This is a genomic window from Methylobacter arcticus (genome assembly GCF_050917435.1).
Classification (GTDB): domain Bacteria; phylum Pseudomonadota; class Gammaproteobacteria; order Methylococcales; family Methylomonadaceae; genus Methylobacter_A; species Methylobacter_A titanis.
This window is the reverse complement of record NZ_CP159583.1, coordinates 3,192,899-3,211,012: the sequence shown is the minus strand read 5'-3', so window position 1 is coordinate 3,211,012 and position 18,114 is coordinate 3,192,899. Positions and strand designations below refer to the sequence as shown.

Sequence of the window (18,114 nt, the reverse complement as noted above, 5' to 3'; positions counted from 1 at the left end):
AGCCTTTCGTCTTTCGTCTTTCGTCTTGAACTTATTCCATGAATGTCATCTTTACCATCGTTAATATTTTCGGCCTGGTCACCATAGGTTTTGGTGGCTTGATGGTCACTTGTTTATTGACCGCTGTTATAGCGGATGATGGGGCTACTACGGCTTTTTTTCAGGGTACTTTGATTACCTTGTTGTCGGGTGCGTTGATGTTTATTCCAACGCTACGCATACCAAAAAAGGTGACGCGGCAAACAGGCTTTTTGTTGGTAGCGATTACCTGGTCAATAATACCCGTGTTTTGCACCTTGCCGCTGATGCTTTACCTGACGGAACTCAGCTTTATCGACGCTTATTTCGAGACCGTTTCCGGCCTTACTACGACCGGCGCGACCATATTCAGCGGCGTCGATCAGTTACCCATGTCGATCAATTTGTGGCGGCATGAATTATGTTGGATAGCGGGGATGGGTATCATTATTTTTGCGGTCGCCATTTTGCCTATTCTAGGTATCGGCGGCATGCAATTGTATATTGCCGAATCGCCGGGAACAGTCAAAGAATCGGATTTGCCGCCGCGTATAGCGCAAACCGCAAAAGCGTTGTGGTCGGTTTATGCGGGCATCACTCTGGCTTGTATTATCTCCTTGCGTTTGGCAGGTATGGATTGGTTTGATGCGGTTTGTCACGCGTTTTCCGCAATGAGTTTGGGCGGATTTTCCACTCATAACAGCAGTATCGGATATTTCGACTCGCTGTCCATTGAGATGGTGCTGACTATCTTTCAATTGCTGGCGGCGATCAATTTTGCCACTCATTTTGTAGCGCTTCGAAAACGTTCATTCAATCCCTACGCCGATGACAGGGAGGCGAGAGTTTTTCTTGTTTTAGTATTGGGGAGTTGTCTGGTAGCAGCCTTGGTATTGTGGAGCGAAGGCACCTATCCGGATTTTTTGACTGCATTACGTCATGCAACGTTTAATCTGGTTACGATCGCTACCGATTGCGGCTTTGCCTCTCAGGACTTTAATCAATGGCCCATTTTTGTGCCGATGTGGATGCTGTTTTTATGTTGTATTTCGGCTTCTTCCGGCTCCACCGGCGGAGGTATCCGGATGATTCGCACCATTATCCTGATGAAACAGGCGCGCCTGGAGCTGTTTAAATTTATTCATCCCTTTGCAGTTAAACCGATGAAAATCGGCGACACCGTGGTCAGCAATAAAATCGTCACCTCGGTGACTGGATTTATTTTCCTGTATTTCATTAGCATCGTCATTCTGGTGTTTATGCTGTTGTTAAGCGGCATGGATTTTATCAGCGCATTTTCGGCTATTGTCGCCTGTTTTAACAACGCTGGCCCCGGTCTTAATCAGGTAGGACCTGCCAGCAATTACGCCAGTCTGAGCGATTTTCAAACGGGTGTTTGCGCCTTTGCAATGCTATTGGGGCGGGTGCAAATATTTTCGATTGTTATTTTATTTGTGCCTGAATTTTGGAGAAAATAATCTGCGTCCGAGTAAGTGCGGCAGAGTTTGAATTTTTTAGTGAGGAAAGCTAAAGGCTGCGAATTAACTAGCCTTAACAAAAGGTGATTGTGCGTGTATGAATGATACGGATTGAGAGGAGTTGTAAGCTTGTGTTTTTGCAAGTAAATTTAAGGTTTGTAAAAACAAAAAACCCAGCCAAAAGCTGGGTTTTTTGGTGCTGCTAAAAATTCTATTTACAGTTGAATAGAACTAGAAACTTTTTGCTTAGAATCATCAGGATTGTCCAAACAGCCAGTTAAGCCAACAATCATTAATGTCATAGCTAGAACAGATAAAATTTTATTCATAAGAATATCCTCCAAAGGGGTTTCAATTATTTTTATTAAGTTGCGCCAATAAATTAAAGCACGTGCATTTTATATCATGATTAGAATGATGATGCAATAGTGAATTATCCGACCTAAAAGACGGAGCTTCCAGCTTCAACGGGGTGATACTCGGCATTATGTGCATGAGTCTTATGTCTCCTCCACTGGCAGTACCGCTGATTTCCAACGGTATCCTAATTAAGGAAATTTAATTATGAGTAAAGATAAAAACCAAGTCAAGAGCACGCCTTACATTCTCACCCTAAACGGCAAGGTTTTACGGTGCTTTTCGAGAAAAACCGGAAAATATCCGTGCAATTAAAGCTGATTGATGTTGTCAGGTAAATCAACAGAGATTTTTTGATCGGTCCATTTAGCGGTTCCGATAGTGCTCCATGGAGAGGTAAAATTTTTGTGTAATTGATCGCGAACCCAGTGTGAGGGCGCGCTGATTTTTTTAAGTTTTATGTTGAACACAACGTTGTCAAGATTTAAGCCGCAATTTTTCCCCCAGAAAGCGGTGACTTTCATGATGAATTTATGCAAACGCTTGTTGTCAATGTTTGGCGTAACGGCAATATTGGCCCACATAGAATGAACTCGGCCCCAGTTGGGTGAAAGAAGCCGTCCTTGTTCATTGACAAACGGCAGCCAGTGTTCAGAGCCATTTTGATCGGTGTAGGTGATCGCCAAAATATGATCATAGCCTGCGAAATGGTCGTGTAGATAAAGCGCGTGCGGGGTGATGCCTAAAAATGTCTGCGAGACCATTAACACAGCATTGCTGGCTTGTGATATGGGATTTTTAGGGCTGTCAGCATTAAGCCTGTAAATAAGGCCGTAATGAATGGAGCTATTTAATTGCAAAGCGAGTAGCGCAATCAATATTTTTGTCAGTCTTCTGGAAAATGCCTTGGGTTTTTGTGCGGCAATACCTTCAGCAAATTGATGGTAAAAAGTGGTGTCCGGCAGTGCTTGTGGGGTAAGGCATGTTGATGTGCATGGGACGCGATTGCGCGTATCGGCAATAGACCGGTATTTTTTTAAAGCCAGTTGATGAATTCCCGGAAGACTCAGAATAACACCAAGTGGAAATAGATAGCGCATTTTTATAAAGATCTGGCTGTAGGTGTCGACGCCTGAATAAATGCGGTTGTTGCGATCCAGTGCGTATAAATCGGTTAACAGCGTTTCGTTGTTGATGAACGCCAGTGCCGGGTAGTGTATGGCATGTTCCTGAGCGTTTTTGAAAGCTATGCGACTGAATATATCGAAATGATTAATGATGAGCGCGGTGCGATTACACAGTGGGCACAGCTGGTCATAAAATACTGTGAGTGATGGCTCATTAGCTGTCATTAGGCGACCGATACAGCGCCACCACTTAAAAGGAATCAGTAAGGTGTAAAAAATGAGCATGCCCAAGCCGAAAGGATAAATATTAAAAGACAAGGTAATGCCAAGATGCAGCATAAGGCCGATTAATAAATAGACGATACGCAATTGACGCTGGTTAAAAAAGAATATAAAGGTAAATTGAAAAATTAAAATGGTATAGCCGAGGATGTTTTGCAGTAGTTTGTTGTTTAGTAAATGCGACATGTCGATAGCCGAAACATAATAAGGCTGCGTTGCTGGTAGCCAAGTGCCCAAGCCATTAAGCCAGTGTTCGGCAAACATTTTGTGTGTGGCGGAGTCAAAATAGAGGAAACCGAGACAGATGGCAACGGGCAGGTAGTAGGCAAGGACTGAGACTGTTGGCTTTGGATAAGTACTGTAATGGGTAAAAGGTGTGCTCAGTTTATGTCGAAGATTGTCGATTGAAAAGGCCCGATCTCCGGGCATAAAAAGCAGAAAAAACCCGGTTCCGATCATGAATAAATCAAAGCCGCCATCAAAGTCCCTTTGCATCGGGGTAAAGTTTACAAAAATGATCCAAATAATGTAGTTGCAGGTCATCGCAAACTGGTAGCGATAACCGGTCACAATAAAAGCAGCAATAACGCCCCAAAGACACAAGAAAAAAGGAATCATCGGGAATTCGATATCTATATAAGGGATAGGGTCGAAAATTAAATGATTAAAGTACAGCAGGAAAATAATTTCCTGTAGCGTGATCAGGCCGTAAAAAATCCGGAATAAGCCAATGCCGGTAGCAGGAGCTTGCTTGGAGTGAAGTTCTAAAATTTTAGCGGAGATAAGTTTATACATTTCATGATTTGGAAAATCGAGAGGATGTATAAATTATATAAGAAATGTAGGGTTTATGCGTTTAAATGTGTAGACAAAACAAAGGCCGTACTCAACTCATAGTGAATTGAAGTAAGCGGCCTAAGTTAAGAATAAATCGGTTAAGACTTATTTTTCATCGTCTGGGTGTTCGGCGAATACCCACTTTACGAGGAAGTAGCCAGCAGCTATAACTACAACCGCGCCGATCATACCGGCTGGTTCTTTTAACATTTCGGTGATATCTAAGATCGCTCCCATGGGATGTCCTACCTATAATTTTGTATTTTTAGAAATATTGCTAATTACATAGCAAACGGAAAGATCATAATACTTTAGGAAAAGTTAAAGTCAAGGCTTATTGTTCAGTGCTTATATTGATAAGATATGAATTTTGTTCTCGGTTGAATTTATCCATGTGTAGCGTAAAACCCCACCGTTCAAGGCATAGCCATCTACACAAGTTATTGGCTCGCTATGCTTTCATGGCGGTGATGTAAGCGGCTCAGTTTCGTATTTTCCATAGTATGAATCTCTATTGTGTTAAAATTAAAAAATGCTACCAGAGAACGCTATCGGCTCGCTCCATGACGGCAACTTAGTTTTAAAAAAGACTTCAAATTCACTTTCAGCGAAAACCAAGCAACCAGTGTGAGGTCTTGAATAAGCGCTTAAAAAGTACAAAACAACCGTCGGGCTGACGGGGCTAGTCTGTGAAGTGAGCGATGCAACAATGTCGCCAGCAGCAGAAACCAGCAGGTAATAGCGATATATGCCTGCTCCTGAGTTACATCAGGAATCTCCTTGCTTTAGCTGGGGGAGGGTGTCAATGTTCGATATACGATGTGTTATAGGTTAGAATCTTTTTTTTGAGTGCGGATAGGTTTTAAGATAAGGAATTATAATGAATAGATACGTTAAAATATTACCACTGGTCGCAATTTTCTTTACGTTATCGGCCAATGCTGAAGTTGCATTAAAAGATAGCTCTGAAATCCTTGGAGAATGGAATTTATATGCAGAAGCGGCTAAATTGGATGGGGAGCAAAAAGCCGTTAAAATTGAATGGGAGTTTAAAAAGGATGGCACTCTGCAAACAACGTCAACAGATTCTGTTGGCCGAACCAAAGAAATGAAAATAGCCATTAAATATTCCGTCGAAAATGGCGAAATTAAAAAACAGACAACTCCTGGGCGAGAAAAATATGAATCCTGCAAAGTTGTTGAAAAAGAGGGTTCAAACATGATTTTAAAGTGTACATATCTTTACTTCTTTCTAACAAAAAAATAATTTAAAAAAAGGATATAGCTATGATAGGTGGCATACTAATGATTCTAGTGGCTCTCTGGATTTACCAGTCTGCTATGAGAGCTAAGGTGGATAATGTGATAATGTGGGTCGCGATTAGTGCGGTTGTTTTTTTTGTAGTGCAACTAGCGTTTATCGATATCAATCTTTACATTTTAGAGGCAATAAAAGGCAGTCAAGGTGGTGGCGACTACGAGCGTGATTTAACGACTATTGGCGATAGAAAAAATGAAGGCGGTTTTCAGGGATTTGGCGGTATTTTGCTTTCAGTGTATATGGAATTAATGCCGCAAATCGTCGGTGTTCTAGCGGCAGCATTGATCAGGATAAAATTTATTACCAAAGAGGCCTTTACACTGGGTAATTTATTTGGCGACATTAAAGAAATGTTTCAGGGCATTAAACAAAGCTTTAAAACGCCAGCTGACGACAAGTAAGGGACAAAGTTGGTTATAAAAAAAAGCCCAAGCGATACTTGGGCTTTTTTTATGGCTGTACACTATTTTGCAGATTATAGGTTCTGATTTTCCAGAGGCTATTTGCCTAAAATAGTAGAAACAAGAAAGATGAGCCCACAAACGAAAAGCACGGTAAATACCACTCCCACAATAATATAGGTTGAGAGAGCTCCCTGTTCGAAGTCTTTTTGCCTGTTATCATTACTTTGTACACCAATAGCGGCAGCTAAAACGCTCTTGATGACTTGAGTAATCGTTGGTTTTGACATGCTCATCTCCGATATAAATAGTGAAAAATAATAGTGCTTGATTGCCTTTTAAGCAATGATTATATCCAAATCAATAAACCTTGACCCGATCCTTATGAGCAAAACAGAATTACTAAAACAGCAATTATCCCAGCGCATTTTATTTCTCGATGGTGCGATGGGTACGATGATCCAAAGCTATAAGCTGGAAGAAAAAGATTATCGTGGTGAGCGTTTTGCCCAGTGGGAAGTCGATCTTAAGGGAAATAACGATCTTTTGTCGTTGACCCAGCCGGACATTATTAAAGCGATTCATAGTGCTTATTTTGAAGTCGGCTCCGACATTGTCGAGACCAATACCTTTAACGCTACCCGTATCGCGATGGCCGATTACAAAATGGAATCGCTGGCGTATGAAATCAATGTTGAGGCGGCGCGTTTGGCAAGACAGGCGGCCGATGAATACACCCAAAAAACCCCGGAAAAACCGCGTTTTGTGGCCGGCGTATTAGGCCCTACCAATCGTACAGCTTCCATGTCGCCCGATGTTAACGATCCGGGCTTTCGTAATATTTCTTTTGACGAATTAGTTGTCGCCTACACGGAAGCCACGCATGGCCTGATTGACGGTGGCGCGGATATTATCCTGATTGAAACCGTGTTCGATACTCTGAATGCCAAAGCCGCCATTTTTGCGGTAGAACAAGTTTTTGAACAGATAGGCTATAAATTGCCGGTGATGATTTCCGGCACCATTACCGATGCGTCAGGCAGAACGCTGTCCGGGCAAACCGTTGCCGCTTTTTGGAATTCATTGAAACATGTTGAGCCGATCTCTTTCGGCTTTAACTGCGCGTTAGGCGCAACCGAATTACGCCAGTATATCGATGAATTATCGAGTATCGCCGATACGCATATTTCTGCTCATCCCAATGCAGGCTTGCCTAACGAGTTCGGGGAATACGATGAAACGCCCGAAGCGATGGCCGAAGAGCTTGCCGATTGGGCTAAATGCGGCTACCTGAATATTATCGGCGGTTGTTGCGGAACCTCGCCTGCGACGATTAAAGCGATAGTCGAGGCCGTACAGCACTATAGCCCCAGAATAGTTCCGGATATACCTAAACAGTGTCGGTTATCCGGGCTCGAACCGATGAACATCGGCCCGGACTCATTATTCGTCAATATCGGCGAGCGCACCAACGTGACCGGTTCGGCGGCATTCAAACGATTGGTTATCGAAGGCGATTTTGAAGCGGCACTGGATGTTGCCAAACAGCAGGTTGAAAACGGCGCGCAAATCATCGACATCAATATGGACGAAGGCATGCTGGAGTCCAAGGAAGCGATGGTGCGCTTTTTGATGCTGATCGCGTCCGAGCCCGACATTGCCAAAGTGCCGATTATGCTGGATTCGTCCAAATGGGATATTCTGGAAGCCGGTCTTAAATGCATTCAGGGCAAAGGTGTGGTCAATTCCATTTCGCTAAAGGAAGGTGAAGAGGCATTTATCAAACACGCCAAACTGGTGCGTCGCTACGGTGCGGCAGTTATTGTCATGGCCTTTGACGAAGAAGGGCAGGCGGATACCAAGACCAGGAAAGTCGAAATATGTCAGCGGGCTTACAAGATTCTCACCGAACAAGTCGGTTTTCCGCCCGAAGACATTATTTTCGATCCCAATATATTCGCCGTTGCCACCGGCATCGACGAGCACAACAATTACGGCCTGGATTTTATTGAAGCCACCCGCGAGATTAAACGTACCCTGCCTTACGCACTGATTTCCGGCGGCGTTTCCAACGTATCGTTTTCGTTTCGGGGCAATAACCCGGTGCGGGAAGCGATAAATGCGATATTTCTATACCATGCGATACAGGCGGGCATGGATATGGGTATCGTCAATGCGGGGCAATTGGCGATTTATGAGGATATACCCAGAGATCTGCGTGATGCGGTTGAAGCGGTCATCTTAAATACTCACGACGGCAGTGGTACCGATAGGTTGCTGGAGCTTGCCGACAAATATCGCGGTGACGGCAGCAGCAGCGCAGAAAAAGAACAGGATTTGGAATGGCGCAGCTGGCCGGTCACCAAGCGTCTGGAGCATGCGCTGGTAAAAGGTATTACCGACTACATCGACGAAGATACCGAACAGGCAAGGCTGGAAGCTGAGCGGCCGCTACATGTCATCGAAGGCGCGCTGATGGACGGCATGAACGTGGTCGGCGATTTGTTCGGCGCGGGCAAAATGTTCCTGCCGCAAGTGGTCAAATCGGCGCGGGTGATGAAAAAGGCCGTGGCTTACTTGATGCCGTTTATGGAAGCCGATAAAGCCGCAGGCGAACGGCAAACCAACGGCAAAATCCTGATGGCGACTGTCAAAGGCGATGTGCATGACATCGGCAAGAACATCGTCGGCGTGGTCTTGCAATGCAATAACTATGAAGTGATTGATCTGGGCGTGATGGTGCCCGCCGAAAAGATTTTGCAAACCGCACGATTGCAAAATGTTGATATTATCGGCTTAAGCGGCCTGATTACACCGTCGCTGGATGAAATGGTGCATGTCGCCAAAGAAATGCAGCGCCAGGGTTTTACTATGCCGTTGATGATAGGCGGCGCGACAACCTCGCGCGCGCATACCGCCGTAAAAATCGCCCCGCATTACCAAGGGCCGGTTATTTATGTGACCGATGCGTCGCGCGGTGTCGGTGTCGCCAGCAACTTGCTCAGCACTGAGTTAAAAGACGAGTTCGTCAGCAGCGTCAGGGAAGAATACGAGGTCGTCAGGGAGCGGCATAAAGGCCGGGAAGCCAAAACCAAGCAACACTCTTTAGAAGAAGCCCGACGTAATAAATTCAACTGGGGCAATTATGAACCGGTTAAGCCAGCGTTTTTGGGCATAAAAGTCATTGATAATTTCCCCTTGGACACGCTGGTCTGGTATATCGATTGGACGCCGTTTTTTCAAACTTGGGAAATGGCCGGAAGTTATCCCAAAATACTCGATGATAAAGTCATCGGCATTCAAGCCAGAGAACTGTTCGAAGATGCGCAGGCGATGCTGAAAAAAATTATCAGCGAACAGTGGGTGAGCGCCCGCGCCGTGGTCGGATTCTTCCCGGCCAACAGTGACGGCGATGATGTGGTGGTGTACGCGGACGACACGCGTACCCAGAAAAAAGAAATCTTGCAGCATTTGCGTCAGCAGAATGTCAAGGCGCCGGGCAGGCCAAATTATTGCCTGTCCGATTTTATCGCCCCGGTTGGTAGCAGCAAGGCCGATTATATCGGCGCTTTTGCGGTAACGACCGGCATCGGCATAGAGCAAAAACTGCATGAATTTGAACTGGATAACGATGATTACAGTTCGATTATGCTCAAAGCGCTGGCCGACAGATTAGCCGAGGCATTTGCAGAGTATATGCATCAGGTGGTCAGAAAAGAGTATTGGGGTTATGCCAAAGATGAAGCTCAGGAGGCTCATCAGTTAATCAATGAAGCCTATCAAGGCATACGACCTGCACCCGGTTACCCTGCGTGTCCCGATCATACCGAAAAGGGCAAGCTGTTTGAGTTGCTCAATGTGACTGAGCATACCACCATAGAACTTACAGAAAGTTACGCCATGTATCCTGCATCAGCAGTAAGCGGCTGGTATTTTTCCCATCCCGAATCGCAGTACTTTAATGTCGGCAAGATAGATAAAGACCAGCTGCAAGATTATGCCAGGCGCAAAGGCATCGCCGAAGAAGTGGCCGAGCGCTGGTTGGCGGCGCATTTGCATCATTAATATGCGCTTGATGCTGTTTGGCACCTCCGGCTGCCATCTTTGCGAACAGGCGGAAATTATTGTTAATGCCTGTGTGCCGGGCGGCGTCGACTATGTCGATATTGCCGAACAGGAGCAGTGGCAAGAACAATACGCTATTCGCATTCCTGTTTTATATGATCCAAGGACCAAGCGGGACTTGGGATGGCCGTTTGATTTGGCGGAAGTCGGTGATTTTATTGGTCGCGTAGTTAGTCTGTAGCCTAAACGCTTTCCCGAAGACCAGAATATCTTGAGCGATTTTTTAGATTGACGAGATCCTGATTTTTTCGTTATATCCGAACTATTCGGTGGCCGGGCGATTCGTTTGGGAAGGTAACGGAAAGTATTAGCTGCTTTGCTTTATCGGTAGACATAAAAAAACCGTAGCCCCCGAAAGAGCTACGGTTTTTTTGCCTGCAATTAGATGATTGTTACTTCTTCTGCTTGTGGGCCTTTTTGTCCTTGAGTGACAGTAAATTGTACTTTCTGTCCTTCATCAAGAGATTTAAAGCCTGAGCTGTTAATGTTGCGAAAGTGAACAAAAACATCTGGGCCATTTTCTTGCTGAATGAAACCGAAGCCTTTTTCAGCGTTAAACCATTTAACTGTACCTGTAGTCATTTGAATGTAATCCTATTTTTAGTAATTAATAGCCTTATTAGGGCTGATGGAGCCGGGAAATTAGAGAATTACTTAATGATAACAGGACGAACAATTACAAGAAGAACTTCGTAAAGATAAGCATAACGGTAAAACTATTTCAAGCTGGGGGGATTTTATAGCTGGAATCTGGCAATGTCAAGCTTTTAGATTGTCATGTAGGTGACCATACGGGTTAAATAATTTGGATTAAAGCGCTTCACTGTGTTCGGAATAGTCGAGGCACTTGAGTTTATAAGTAGGCTAATTAAAAATTCGCCCCAAATAATTTTTCAGAGATTAAGCAATTGCGAGAGAGACAGAGGGTGTAAGACGGGGGCAGGGGAGTTTGATGGGGCGGTGGGGCGGTTGGAGAAATAAAGGCTTTGTTGTGTTGGGTTACGCTGCCGATAACCCAGCCTCCAGCAAAGCCATTCATCTCAATAAGCCAACTGTTCCAGCGTAATCCCCAAAGCATCTGCGGCTTTTTGCAGTGTGGCTTTGCGTGGACGCTTGGCGGCCTCAATTTGCGCGTAACCTGCTTGGCTGATACCCATGCGTTCTGCCATGTCGGTTTGAGTCAGCATCAAGTATTCACGCCAAGCTTGCAGCAGACTGACCCCATCCATGACGCGCTTACCAACGACAGCGTTCGGAATCATGCCGGGGCGGACAACGCCGGGCAATTTAACAAAATCGGCATAGGGCAGCACTACAAACGCCGGTTTGCCGTCGTCGCCTAGAATGGTTTGGTAGTTAGTAAGTGCGCTCATCGCGTTTTTTCACCTCTTCAATGTCAATAATACGTACGTCACCGTCGAACTCGAAAAACACCCGGAAATCACCCACCCGCAGGCGGTAGCTGTAAGCATGGTTAGTCAGCTTTTTAACGCCCTGGCAATTCGGGAAATCAGCCAATACCTGCACTTCGGTATAAATCCGCTGACGCATGGCGATTTCCTTGATCTTTTCAAGCTGCTTAAGGGCTTTGGGTTTCCAGTTGATCGAGTTCATAAGCCAAATTATAAGTATTTTATAAGACTTGTCAACGATAAGGCGGGAAGGATTAATCGCTGTAAGGCGGATTATTTGTAGGGTGGTTTCGCGTAGCAAACCGCCTCATACGCACGACGTCGATTACAGCCTGTCGCAGTGTGGTGGATTGCCTAGCGGCGAATTCACCTTACAGCTTTATAGTACTTTTAGCTCCAATACTTCGTCTTCAACCCATTTAACTAGGACTCCCCTAATGATGTTATAAAAATCATTAAATAATGTTCTTTTACTTGCAAAAGCAATATCTGTTTCTGTTAATAAGCTAGGATTTGTTTCGTGAAAGTGAAACTTACCTGAATGAAAGTGTGAGCTGCGAATTGCATAATAATAGTCGCATAGATTTTTATCATATTTTCCATCGTTATACTGGTTCAAAAACTCGGAAAAACTAATTTTTTTGTGTTGAGTAAGAGATTCAACTGCACAGATTAAATAAGAGACGAAAGCCGTTGGTTCTGATTTATGTAATTTCAGGGCTAAATTATACATTCGTGAGCAAGCGAGAAATGACTCTAGTTCTTCATTATTTAATCTTTCTATACCGATGAAATACTTTCTTATTTCACGCGGGAATTTTATTTCAAGGTTGGAGAAGTGTCGCTGCCTTTGCAACCCCTCCCTTAAACTTGCACTATTATAGGAAGGTTTACCAAGCGTTCTTTCCAAAAAGACTTTCTCTAAATTTGGCTTCGCGGATGCATCAAACATTATCCATTCATTTTTATTATTTAACTCATCTTCATTTACCAAAGAAAGACCAACCTTTCCAGAAAAAAAACCATTCATATCCTCTTTGTCAGATAAATGTCGTAAATAATTTAAATTATCACGGACGACGAGCCCTAACTCTGGATCAAAGTAGCCAGTTCTATGACGCTTTACTGAGAATACGCTTCCTTGAGGATGTCTTTTATGAAAAACAAAACATCTATACTCTGAATCTACAAATTCAAAACCTACATCAAGTAAAATGGAAAGAAATGCGTGTAAATTATAGACGTGTTCATAGGCTAGTGTTCTTGCATGTTCGATGCTAACAGCATTTAATTCAACGTCAAATGTTATTATATGTTCTGTGTTAGGTTCTTGCTTAGATACCGATTCGGCTGGTTTCAATAGCGTCTTATATTTATATTTTATTAAATAATTTCCTACTATTTGATGCGAGTTGTATATTTTTGAATATAACCTCACAATATATTTTGTCGTGGCGTTGTTATTTCTACTCAAAAGAATCTTATAATATAAACTATTCAAATATGATTCTAGGTCGTATAGGTTTATATTTTTTCCTTCTGTTATTAATTCTATAATTGTACTTTTTATTTTACTTGATCCGTCTTTAAATTTTTCAATACTAATATGAAGTAGGAATTCATGAGATTCGTTTCTTATCTCATCTTTGCAGTGAAATGAAATATTACAAATTCCGCCTAAATCGTCATTTTTTATAGTAGAAAAATTACTGATATCTAGGAAATATTTATTTACAACAGGTAAAATATCATAGGTGAGCTTAAGCTCGTCTTTACTTTCATATATTAAGTTACGTGAATCTGAAGTCATATTATCTGGGAGAAATAGTGTTAGTGATAACGTCGGGCATAAATAACATGCCCGACGACAGAACTAGTGAATATTGCCTTTTCTATCCTCAAATCGAGTAAACCATTTGACCCTCATTTTACGTTTGCATAAAGGACAGTGAGACGGTATCTACTCGGCTTTATTTTAAATTCTTCGGCTTCTTCGTGTAGTTGTCTAAAATATCATTAACTGATGTTACGCAGCCAGTAATTTTTGCAACTCTTCATAAGCTATCTGGTTCGCTTTGATAAACAGCTTAGTTCTTAGCGCAAAATGATTGGCCTTGTGTTTTATCTTCAGACATTCCAGCTTGAACACCGCATAGATCGACATGAAGACATGGTTGTTCTGGGTAGTGACCGTACGGGTTGGTGATTTTGCCAACCCCGCATTGGATTTTAATGACTTGTGGAACTCCTCAACTTTCCACCGTTTTTGGTAGATCGTGGCGGCTTGTTCGCCATTGCACGCTAAATCACTGCATACCAGATTCAATAGGCCGATGCTGCCGTCTTTGTTTGTAAAGACCCGGCGGACGAAAAGCACTTCCTGTTGAAAGCCTTTCATCCAACCGCGCACCGCCTGCTGATCCGCCAATTCCAGCTGACTGATTCGTACAAAACGGCCTTCTTTCTTGTCTTCTTCTGTTAAAGCCACCAAGCGGTTATCCTTTAGGGCGCTGATGAAGTGCTTGCCTTTCTTCAGGATAAACTCAAAGTTCTCCTTGCTGGCAAACCAACTGTCCGTCAACACATAGCGGAACTTGATGGCATTCGCCACACTGGTCGCTATCATCTCCCGCATCAGCTCATTTTTGGTGAACTCACTGGCCCGCTTGACCTTGCGGGTCTTCACATCACTGAACTGGTAAGGCTTGCGCACCACTTCAAAGGCGACGGGAATTGAAACTTCCCCACTATAGTATAGGGCGTTCAGCAAATTGATTCCTTTGACCGAACGCCCTTTGCAGTGATCATAGTGCCAGCACATGATTTCGTTCTCATCCGTCCAGGTCTTCTCCTGAATGGTATCGTCAAATATCAAGCAACCATCTTCCCGATCTATCTGGCGTACTGTCGCTTTAACTTGCCCCCACAGGTCTTTGGAGGTAAATGCTTTCGATGCCAGAAAACGCGTCATCTGGTCATGGCTTATATCCCCTTCCATCATTGCCGACAATCCGGTCGCCGTCGCAAACCCGTTATTGCAGATCAGGTAGTCTGTGTATAATTCTAGTTTTATTTTTTCCATCCCGAAATAATACGCTTTTTGAGGGGTGGGTGCGTAACATCAGTCATTAACTGCAAGTTGGTGAGAATTTAGTAACTTCTGTATTTGGATCGGAGAGAAATCTCTGAAATTAGCTGATTCGAATGACTTAAAAAAATCCCTAATGGTTCTTACAAAGCCTTTGAGTTCACTTACTCTCATGACTTCTATTTCATGAGTGAACGCAGCTGCACTTTCCACAGCATTCGCTGGATGAATAATTATCCGCTTCGCTTTCAATCCTTGATAATGTTTTTCAAACCAAACACTCGAACGGTTCATCTGCTCAGCCTCCCGTTTGTTGATTCTTGAGCGAGTAATATCAACTTCATTTTTGCATTCCCAAACGATATAGTGTGTATCGTCAAGCGCCCAAAGATTATCAGGACCTTCTTTCCACTCCTTATCAGGTCGTTCCCCAGCGAAACCCAATGCGAAACTGAGTTCATCCAATGCCTGTTCAAATTGATCAGCTTTGCTACCAAAGACAAGTCGTCCAAGAATATCGGAAAGAGTTACTTCAAGTTGACTATAGCTTTCAAATTCGCCTAACCACGCAGCAATTCTCTCCACACGTCCCTGACTCACTACAGTGAGCTTTGCCACGGTTACTCCAGATGCTGGTCGCAATAGCAAACGATTAATCTTATAGGCAGCAATTTGCAGGCGCTGAGATTCGACACGATTAGAGAGGAAGTGATAACGAGCCATCTCTTGCAGATACCACGCTTTATCTTCTGGATTGATTTTTCCACTATCCAAAAGCTTTTGAAGTATATCGCTTGCGCTAGAGTAATCACCGAGACTGTATGCCTCCTCCGCTGCTAATTCAGCCGCGTAAGCTTGCAAAATGTGTTCGTTGGCCCCAGCAGGTTTTACGTCTGCCATTTGCTCAACGTAAAAAGCTTTCCAATCATCGTCGCGCTTCAGGCACTGTCGGATTAAACCACTAAATGCAGCTGATGGTTCTTCCCCATTTTCTATTTCTTGTTGTGCCATATCCGCAAGTTCCAGCCCGATTTCGATCTGGGTCGACATTTGTGGTGATAAATATTTTCTGGATTCCTTGTTACGAACCAGTCTGGTTATATCGGTTCCGATGATTATAACAACCGAGTAGTCTTTCTCTCCACGAACACTCCGGCCCAAACCCTGCTCGACTGTGCGAACTGTCCGTATTAGAGTCGCTTCGCTATTTGGGCGACAAGACTCTTGGTACAGATCGATGAGACTCTCTGAAAATGGTTTGCCATCAAAAATCAGGACGCGGCATGTATTGTCGGGAAGGTCGATACCATCGTAGCGATTCGCCAAGACAACGGTTTTTTCATATTGACCCTTACGAAGGTCATCTATAACTTTAGGCAAGGTAGTTTTAGTTGCCACAAGAGCCCCATAAGCCTCCCAGTCCTTTGTTTTTAGGAAGCTAGGTGCCAGGACAACACGACCGTAACGCCTTTTTGGATTTGGCTCACCATATAATTCGACTATTCGTTCCCGATTAAGATCCTCATGGATTAACGAAGGCAGCAGAACCATCTTTTCCCCTGACCAACTTTCTTTAGCGTAGGTAATAGGTTTAGTGATTGTTTTTGGTTCAAGTTGCAAGCCTTTTACGAGGAACGCATCGTCAGTGACGGTAGCAGACATGAAAATTCTATGTGGAGCCTTCCAGTAACTCCCAAACACAGATAAGGGAGGAATGTATGGCTCAATCTCTATGGCAATCCCCGAAATCACACATTGACAGCCTCCAAGCATGTTCTTCAACAACGGCCATGCATATTTAATCGAGACTCGATCCGCATTGGAAGACAGAATGTTTGCGACATCAGTTTCATGTTGAAGCCATGTCCAATAGGGAACAGGTAATAGAGCGTCTCGCTTGTTATTGCAAATATCAGCATAAGTACCAATTCCTTGTTGCTCTAATTCTTCGGCAAAAAGTGCTTTCAGACTGGCATAAGCTGGCTCAGTACTGGGGATACGAATGCGACATGCTCCACGAATCCTATCGGCACATGCATGGGCGTCATCCATCAGTAGCGTGCCCACAGTTTCGGAAGATCGGTTTAGATGAAAATTAGTAAGACCGTTAAATAGTTTTTGCACCGAAGTGACAAGAATCCTTTCGCCATGCAAAAACTCAGGCGGTAGTTCAGAATCGGTTATGCACGTTGCTATACCAAACTGTTTCGCTTGTTCACATGTTTGTGAAATTAGGAAATTGTCTGGGCATAAGTAAAGTGCAGGGCCCTTATTGTCATTCAGTCTTGCTTGAAGCAAGAGCAAGCCAATCAATGTTTTTCCCTGGCCTGTATGTAATTTCACAATAACATCACGCGATGTTCGATGAAAATTAAACCATTCCGCGAGGACTGACTCTTGAGCTGGCCGCAATGGACCTTTGTCATGGGCGCGGTCAAGAGTATCGTAAAGTTTTACGGGATCAACTGGTTTTTCCGTCTTTTTTCCTGCTAAGTGCTTCTTGAAATCGACCACACTGGCTTCCTCTTTGAGTTATTTTAAAAATACTGACGCTATTTTTGGATGGCGGCTTTGGCCGATTTGAGCCAATTAGTTTTAGTCTTGGTAGAGCATGCCCTTAATGCCCTACATTCCAAAACGATAAGATATTGCCGAATATACGGAGCTAATTATCTATTCCTCGTTTGACAAACAAAAAAATTAACATCTAACCTAATTACGCTCTCGTAAAAAACGAGAGTCGGGTTTGGTAGCCCGAATGGTTCAGGCGCAGCAGCTATGCGCCTATGAAGGTTCATGGCTTTTTTTATGCTCTCACAGTTATGGTGGGTGGCGTATTGGGGAGCCGTGAGGCTCGCCGGATCCTTGACCCGGTCGACTAACCCGATACATCATCCGCCGCCCTGAGTTTGGTAGCTCCGTCCGGTGGTAAATCAACCGCAGTTCAGGAGTCACCCATGAATAAGCTATTAACTTGGCTAGTCGCCAATGCGCCGCTACGCCACAAAATCCCCGTCCGTGTTTTTCAAATCCGCTACCAACGCGCAAAGCGTGTATTGCGTGCCCAGCTGTTACCCCCTGCTTTAACTCGGGAGGTGTAACATGGATTTAAAAACCTTAGCCAATCCGTTCCAGTTCGCCGATCTGGATATCCGCACCGCCACCGACGAACACAGCGAGGTCTGGTTCTGCGCTAAAGATGTTTGCGCTGCGCTCGATATTGTCTGGTCAGGTGCATCAATCACTCTCGAAAACATGCCGGATAACTGGTTTATGGTCATGAATCTCATGACCATAAAAGGCGAAAGAGACGCCTATTTCATCAACGAAGCCGGTCTTTATCACCTGATCTTTCGCTCTAATAAACCCAAAGCCAAAGAGTTCGCCAACTGGGTTTGTGAAACCGTTCTGCCCGAGATCCGCAAAACCGGTTTCTTCGGCACCATCAGTATTAAAGATCAAATCAGTATATCAAGGCAGATTGAAAGCGTATCCTTACAAATCGTAAATAATAAGAATGCGTTCAGAAGAAAATTGCTACAAGACCAGTTGCGCCGACTCTGCAACATTGTCAACCAGCCGATACCGCCGGACGATTGGATAGCAATGGACTGCAACCAGGTAGACCTGTTCGATGGCTCACCCGCCAAGTTAAGCTAACAGGAGCA

Annotated in this window: 16 protein-coding genes; 7 read left to right on the top strand and 9 right to left on the bottom strand. The window is 44.0% G+C overall.

The genetic code is table 11. From position 1 onward, the window contains the following. Window positions 1–38: 38 nt before the first annotated feature. Window positions 39–1,496, top strand: a complete 1,458-nt coding sequence (locus tag ABXJ76_RS15260) for a TrkH family potassium uptake protein (protein WP_432741645.1) — start codon at window positions 39–41, stop codon at window positions 1,494–1,496. A 668-nt stretch (window positions 1,497–2,164) separates the two neighbouring features. Here ABXJ76_RS15260 and ABXJ76_RS15255 read toward each other — a convergent pair. Then, on the bottom strand, window positions 2,165–4,057 hold the full coding sequence (locus tag ABXJ76_RS15255) for a DCC1-like thiol-disulfide oxidoreductase family protein (RefSeq protein ID WP_432741643.1): 1,893 nt from the start codon (window positions 4,055–4,057) through the stop codon (window positions 2,165–2,167). A 147-nt stretch (window positions 4,058–4,204) separates the two neighbouring features. Further along, window positions 4,205–4,336, bottom strand: coding sequence for a hypothetical protein (locus ABXJ76_RS15250; RefSeq protein WP_432741641.1), 132 nt, complete (start codon window positions 4,334–4,336; stop codon window positions 4,205–4,207). 643 nt (window positions 4,337–4,979) lie between these two features. Between ABXJ76_RS15250 and ABXJ76_RS15245 the strand changes: the two genes are divergently transcribed. Then, window positions 4,980–5,366, top strand: coding sequence for a hypothetical protein (locus ABXJ76_RS15245; RefSeq protein ID WP_432741639.1), 387 nt, complete (start codon window positions 4,980–4,982; stop codon window positions 5,364–5,366). 20 nt (window positions 5,367–5,386) lie between these two features. Next, a complete protein-coding gene (locus ABXJ76_RS15240) occupies window positions 5,387–5,821 on the top strand; it encodes a hypothetical protein (RefSeq protein WP_432741637.1) in 435 nt (144 codons plus the stop codon). A 98-nt stretch (window positions 5,822–5,919) separates the two neighbouring features. Here the strand turns inward: ABXJ76_RS15240 and ABXJ76_RS15235 are convergent, their stop codons facing one another. Then, window positions 5,920–6,111 (bottom strand): DUF2970 domain-containing protein, encoded by a 192-nt coding sequence (locus tag ABXJ76_RS15235; protein ID WP_340123631.1) that lies wholly within the window; start codon window positions 6,109–6,111, stop codon window positions 5,920–5,922. 94 nt (window positions 6,112–6,205) lie between these two features. Here ABXJ76_RS15235 and metH point away from each other — a divergent pair, with 94 nt between their 5' ends. Further along, complete coding sequence (gene metH / locus ABXJ76_RS15230) at window positions 6,206–9,886, top strand: methionine synthase (RefSeq protein ID WP_432741635.1); 3,681 nt, start codon at window positions 6,206–6,208, stop codon at window positions 9,884–9,886. A gap of 10 nt (window positions 9,887–9,896) precedes the next feature. Continuing rightward, window positions 9,897–10,127 carry a glutaredoxin family protein gene (locus ABXJ76_RS15225; RefSeq protein WP_432741633.1) on the top strand — a complete coding sequence of 77 codons (231 nt, stop codon included), beginning with the start codon at window positions 9,897–9,899 and terminating at the stop codon, window positions 10,125–10,127. Between the two features lie 200 nt (window positions 10,128–10,327). Here the strand turns inward: ABXJ76_RS15225 and ABXJ76_RS15220 are convergent, their stop codons facing one another. The 6 genes from ABXJ76_RS15220 to ABXJ76_RS15195 all read right to left on the bottom strand — a co-directional run bounded on the left by ABXJ76_RS15220 (window position 10,328) and on the right by ABXJ76_RS15195 (window position 16,960). Continuing rightward, window positions 10,328–10,528 (bottom strand): cold-shock protein, encoded by a 201-nt coding sequence (locus tag ABXJ76_RS15220; RefSeq protein WP_006890275.1) that lies wholly within the window; start codon window positions 10,526–10,528, stop codon window positions 10,328–10,330. Window positions 10,529–10,986: 458 nt separating this feature from the next. Then, the gene (locus ABXJ76_RS15215) at window positions 10,987–11,319 is read right to left on the bottom strand and encodes a helix-turn-helix domain-containing protein (protein WP_432741630.1); all 333 of its coding nucleotides are present in this window, start codon (window positions 11,317–11,319) and stop codon (window positions 10,987–10,989) included. Further along, the gene (locus tag ABXJ76_RS15210; RefSeq protein WP_432741628.1) at window positions 11,303–11,560 is read right to left on the bottom strand and encodes a type II toxin-antitoxin system RelE family toxin; all 258 of its coding nucleotides are present in this window, start codon (window positions 11,558–11,560) and stop codon (window positions 11,303–11,305) included. Before ABXJ76_RS15210 ends, ABXJ76_RS15215 begins: the two co-directional genes overlap by 17 nt. Window positions 11,561–11,737: 177 nt before the next feature. Further along, window positions 11,738–13,168, bottom strand: a complete 1,431-nt coding sequence (locus ABXJ76_RS15205; RefSeq protein ID WP_432741626.1) for a hypothetical protein — start codon at window positions 13,166–13,168, stop codon at window positions 11,738–11,740. Between the two features lie 216 nt (window positions 13,169–13,384). After that, on the bottom strand, window positions 13,385–14,440 hold the full coding sequence (locus ABXJ76_RS15200; RefSeq protein ID WP_432741624.1) for an IS701 family transposase: 1,056 nt from the start codon (window positions 14,438–14,440) through the stop codon (window positions 13,385–13,387). Window positions 14,441–14,479: 39 nt separating this feature from the next. After that, complete coding sequence (locus ABXJ76_RS15195) at window positions 14,480–16,960, bottom strand: DEAD/DEAH box helicase (RefSeq protein ID WP_432741622.1); 2,481 nt, start codon at window positions 16,958–16,960, stop codon at window positions 14,480–14,482. A gap of 443 nt (window positions 16,961–17,403) precedes the next feature. Here ABXJ76_RS15195 and ABXJ76_RS15190 point away from each other — a divergent pair, with 443 nt between their 5' ends. Together ABXJ76_RS15190 and ABXJ76_RS15185 are read left to right on the top strand one after the other, a co-directional pair. Further along, window positions 17,404–17,547: a hypothetical protein gene (locus ABXJ76_RS15190; protein ID WP_432741620.1), complete on the top strand. Its 144-nt coding sequence runs from the start codon at window positions 17,404–17,406 to the stop codon at window positions 17,545–17,547. A gap of 1 nt (window position 17,548) precedes the next feature. Next, on the top strand, window positions 17,549–18,106 hold the full coding sequence (locus tag ABXJ76_RS15185; RefSeq protein ID WP_432741619.1) for a BRO-N domain-containing protein: 558 nt from the start codon (window positions 17,549–17,551) through the stop codon (window positions 18,104–18,106). Window positions 18,107–18,114 lie beyond the last annotated feature (8 nt).

Excerpts from the sequence above, each read along its gene's own strand:
- ABXJ76_RS15220 (WP_006890275.1), bottom strand. The coding sequence starts at position 10,528 with ATGACTACAGGTACAGTTAAATGGTTTAACGCTGAAAAAGGCTTCGGT.
- ABXJ76_RS15185 (WP_432741619.1), top strand. The coding sequence starts at position 17,549 with ATGGATTTAAAAACCTTAGCCAATCCGTTCCAGTTCGCCGATCTGGAT.
- ABXJ76_RS15200 (WP_432741624.1), bottom strand. The coding sequence starts at position 14,440 with ATGGAAAAAATAAAACTAGAATTATACACAGACTACCTGATCTGCAAT.
- ABXJ76_RS15215 (WP_432741630.1), bottom strand. The coding sequence starts at position 11,319 with ATGAGCGCACTTACTAACTACCAAACCATTCTAGGCGACGACGGCAAA.
- ABXJ76_RS15245 (WP_432741639.1), top strand. The coding sequence starts at position 4,980 with ATGAATAGATACGTTAAAATATTACCACTGGTCGCAATTTTCTTTACG.
- ABXJ76_RS15235 (WP_340123631.1), bottom strand. The coding sequence starts at position 6,111 with ATGTCAAAACCAACGATTACTCAAGTCATCAAGAGCGTTTTAGCTGCC.
- ABXJ76_RS15250 (WP_432741641.1), bottom strand. The coding sequence starts at position 4,336 with ATGGGAGCGATCTTAGATATCACCGAAATGTTAAAAGAACCAGCCGGT.
- metH (WP_432741635.1), top strand. The coding sequence starts at position 6,206 with ATGAGCAAAACAGAATTACTAAAACAGCAATTATCCCAGCGCATTTTA.
- ABXJ76_RS15210 (WP_432741628.1), bottom strand. The coding sequence starts at position 11,560 with ATGAACTCGATCAACTGGAAACCCAAAGCCCTTAAGCAGCTTGAAAAG.
- ABXJ76_RS15190 (WP_432741620.1), top strand. The coding sequence starts at position 17,404 with ATGAATAAGCTATTAACTTGGCTAGTCGCCAATGCGCCGCTACGCCAC.
- ABXJ76_RS15260 (WP_432741645.1), top strand. The coding sequence starts at position 39 with ATGAATGTCATCTTTACCATCGTTAATATTTTCGGCCTGGTCACCATA.
- ABXJ76_RS15225 (WP_432741633.1), top strand. The coding sequence starts at position 9,897 with ATGCTGTTTGGCACCTCCGGCTGCCATCTTTGCGAACAGGCGGAAATT.
- ABXJ76_RS15205 (WP_432741626.1), bottom strand. The coding sequence starts at position 13,168 with ATGACTTCAGATTCACGTAACTTAATATATGAAAGTAAAGACGAGCTT.
- ABXJ76_RS15240 (WP_432741637.1), top strand. The coding sequence starts at position 5,387 with ATGATAGGTGGCATACTAATGATTCTAGTGGCTCTCTGGATTTACCAG.
- ABXJ76_RS15255 (WP_432741643.1), bottom strand. The coding sequence starts at position 4,057 with ATGTATAAACTTATCTCCGCTAAAATTTTAGAACTTCACTCCAAGCAA.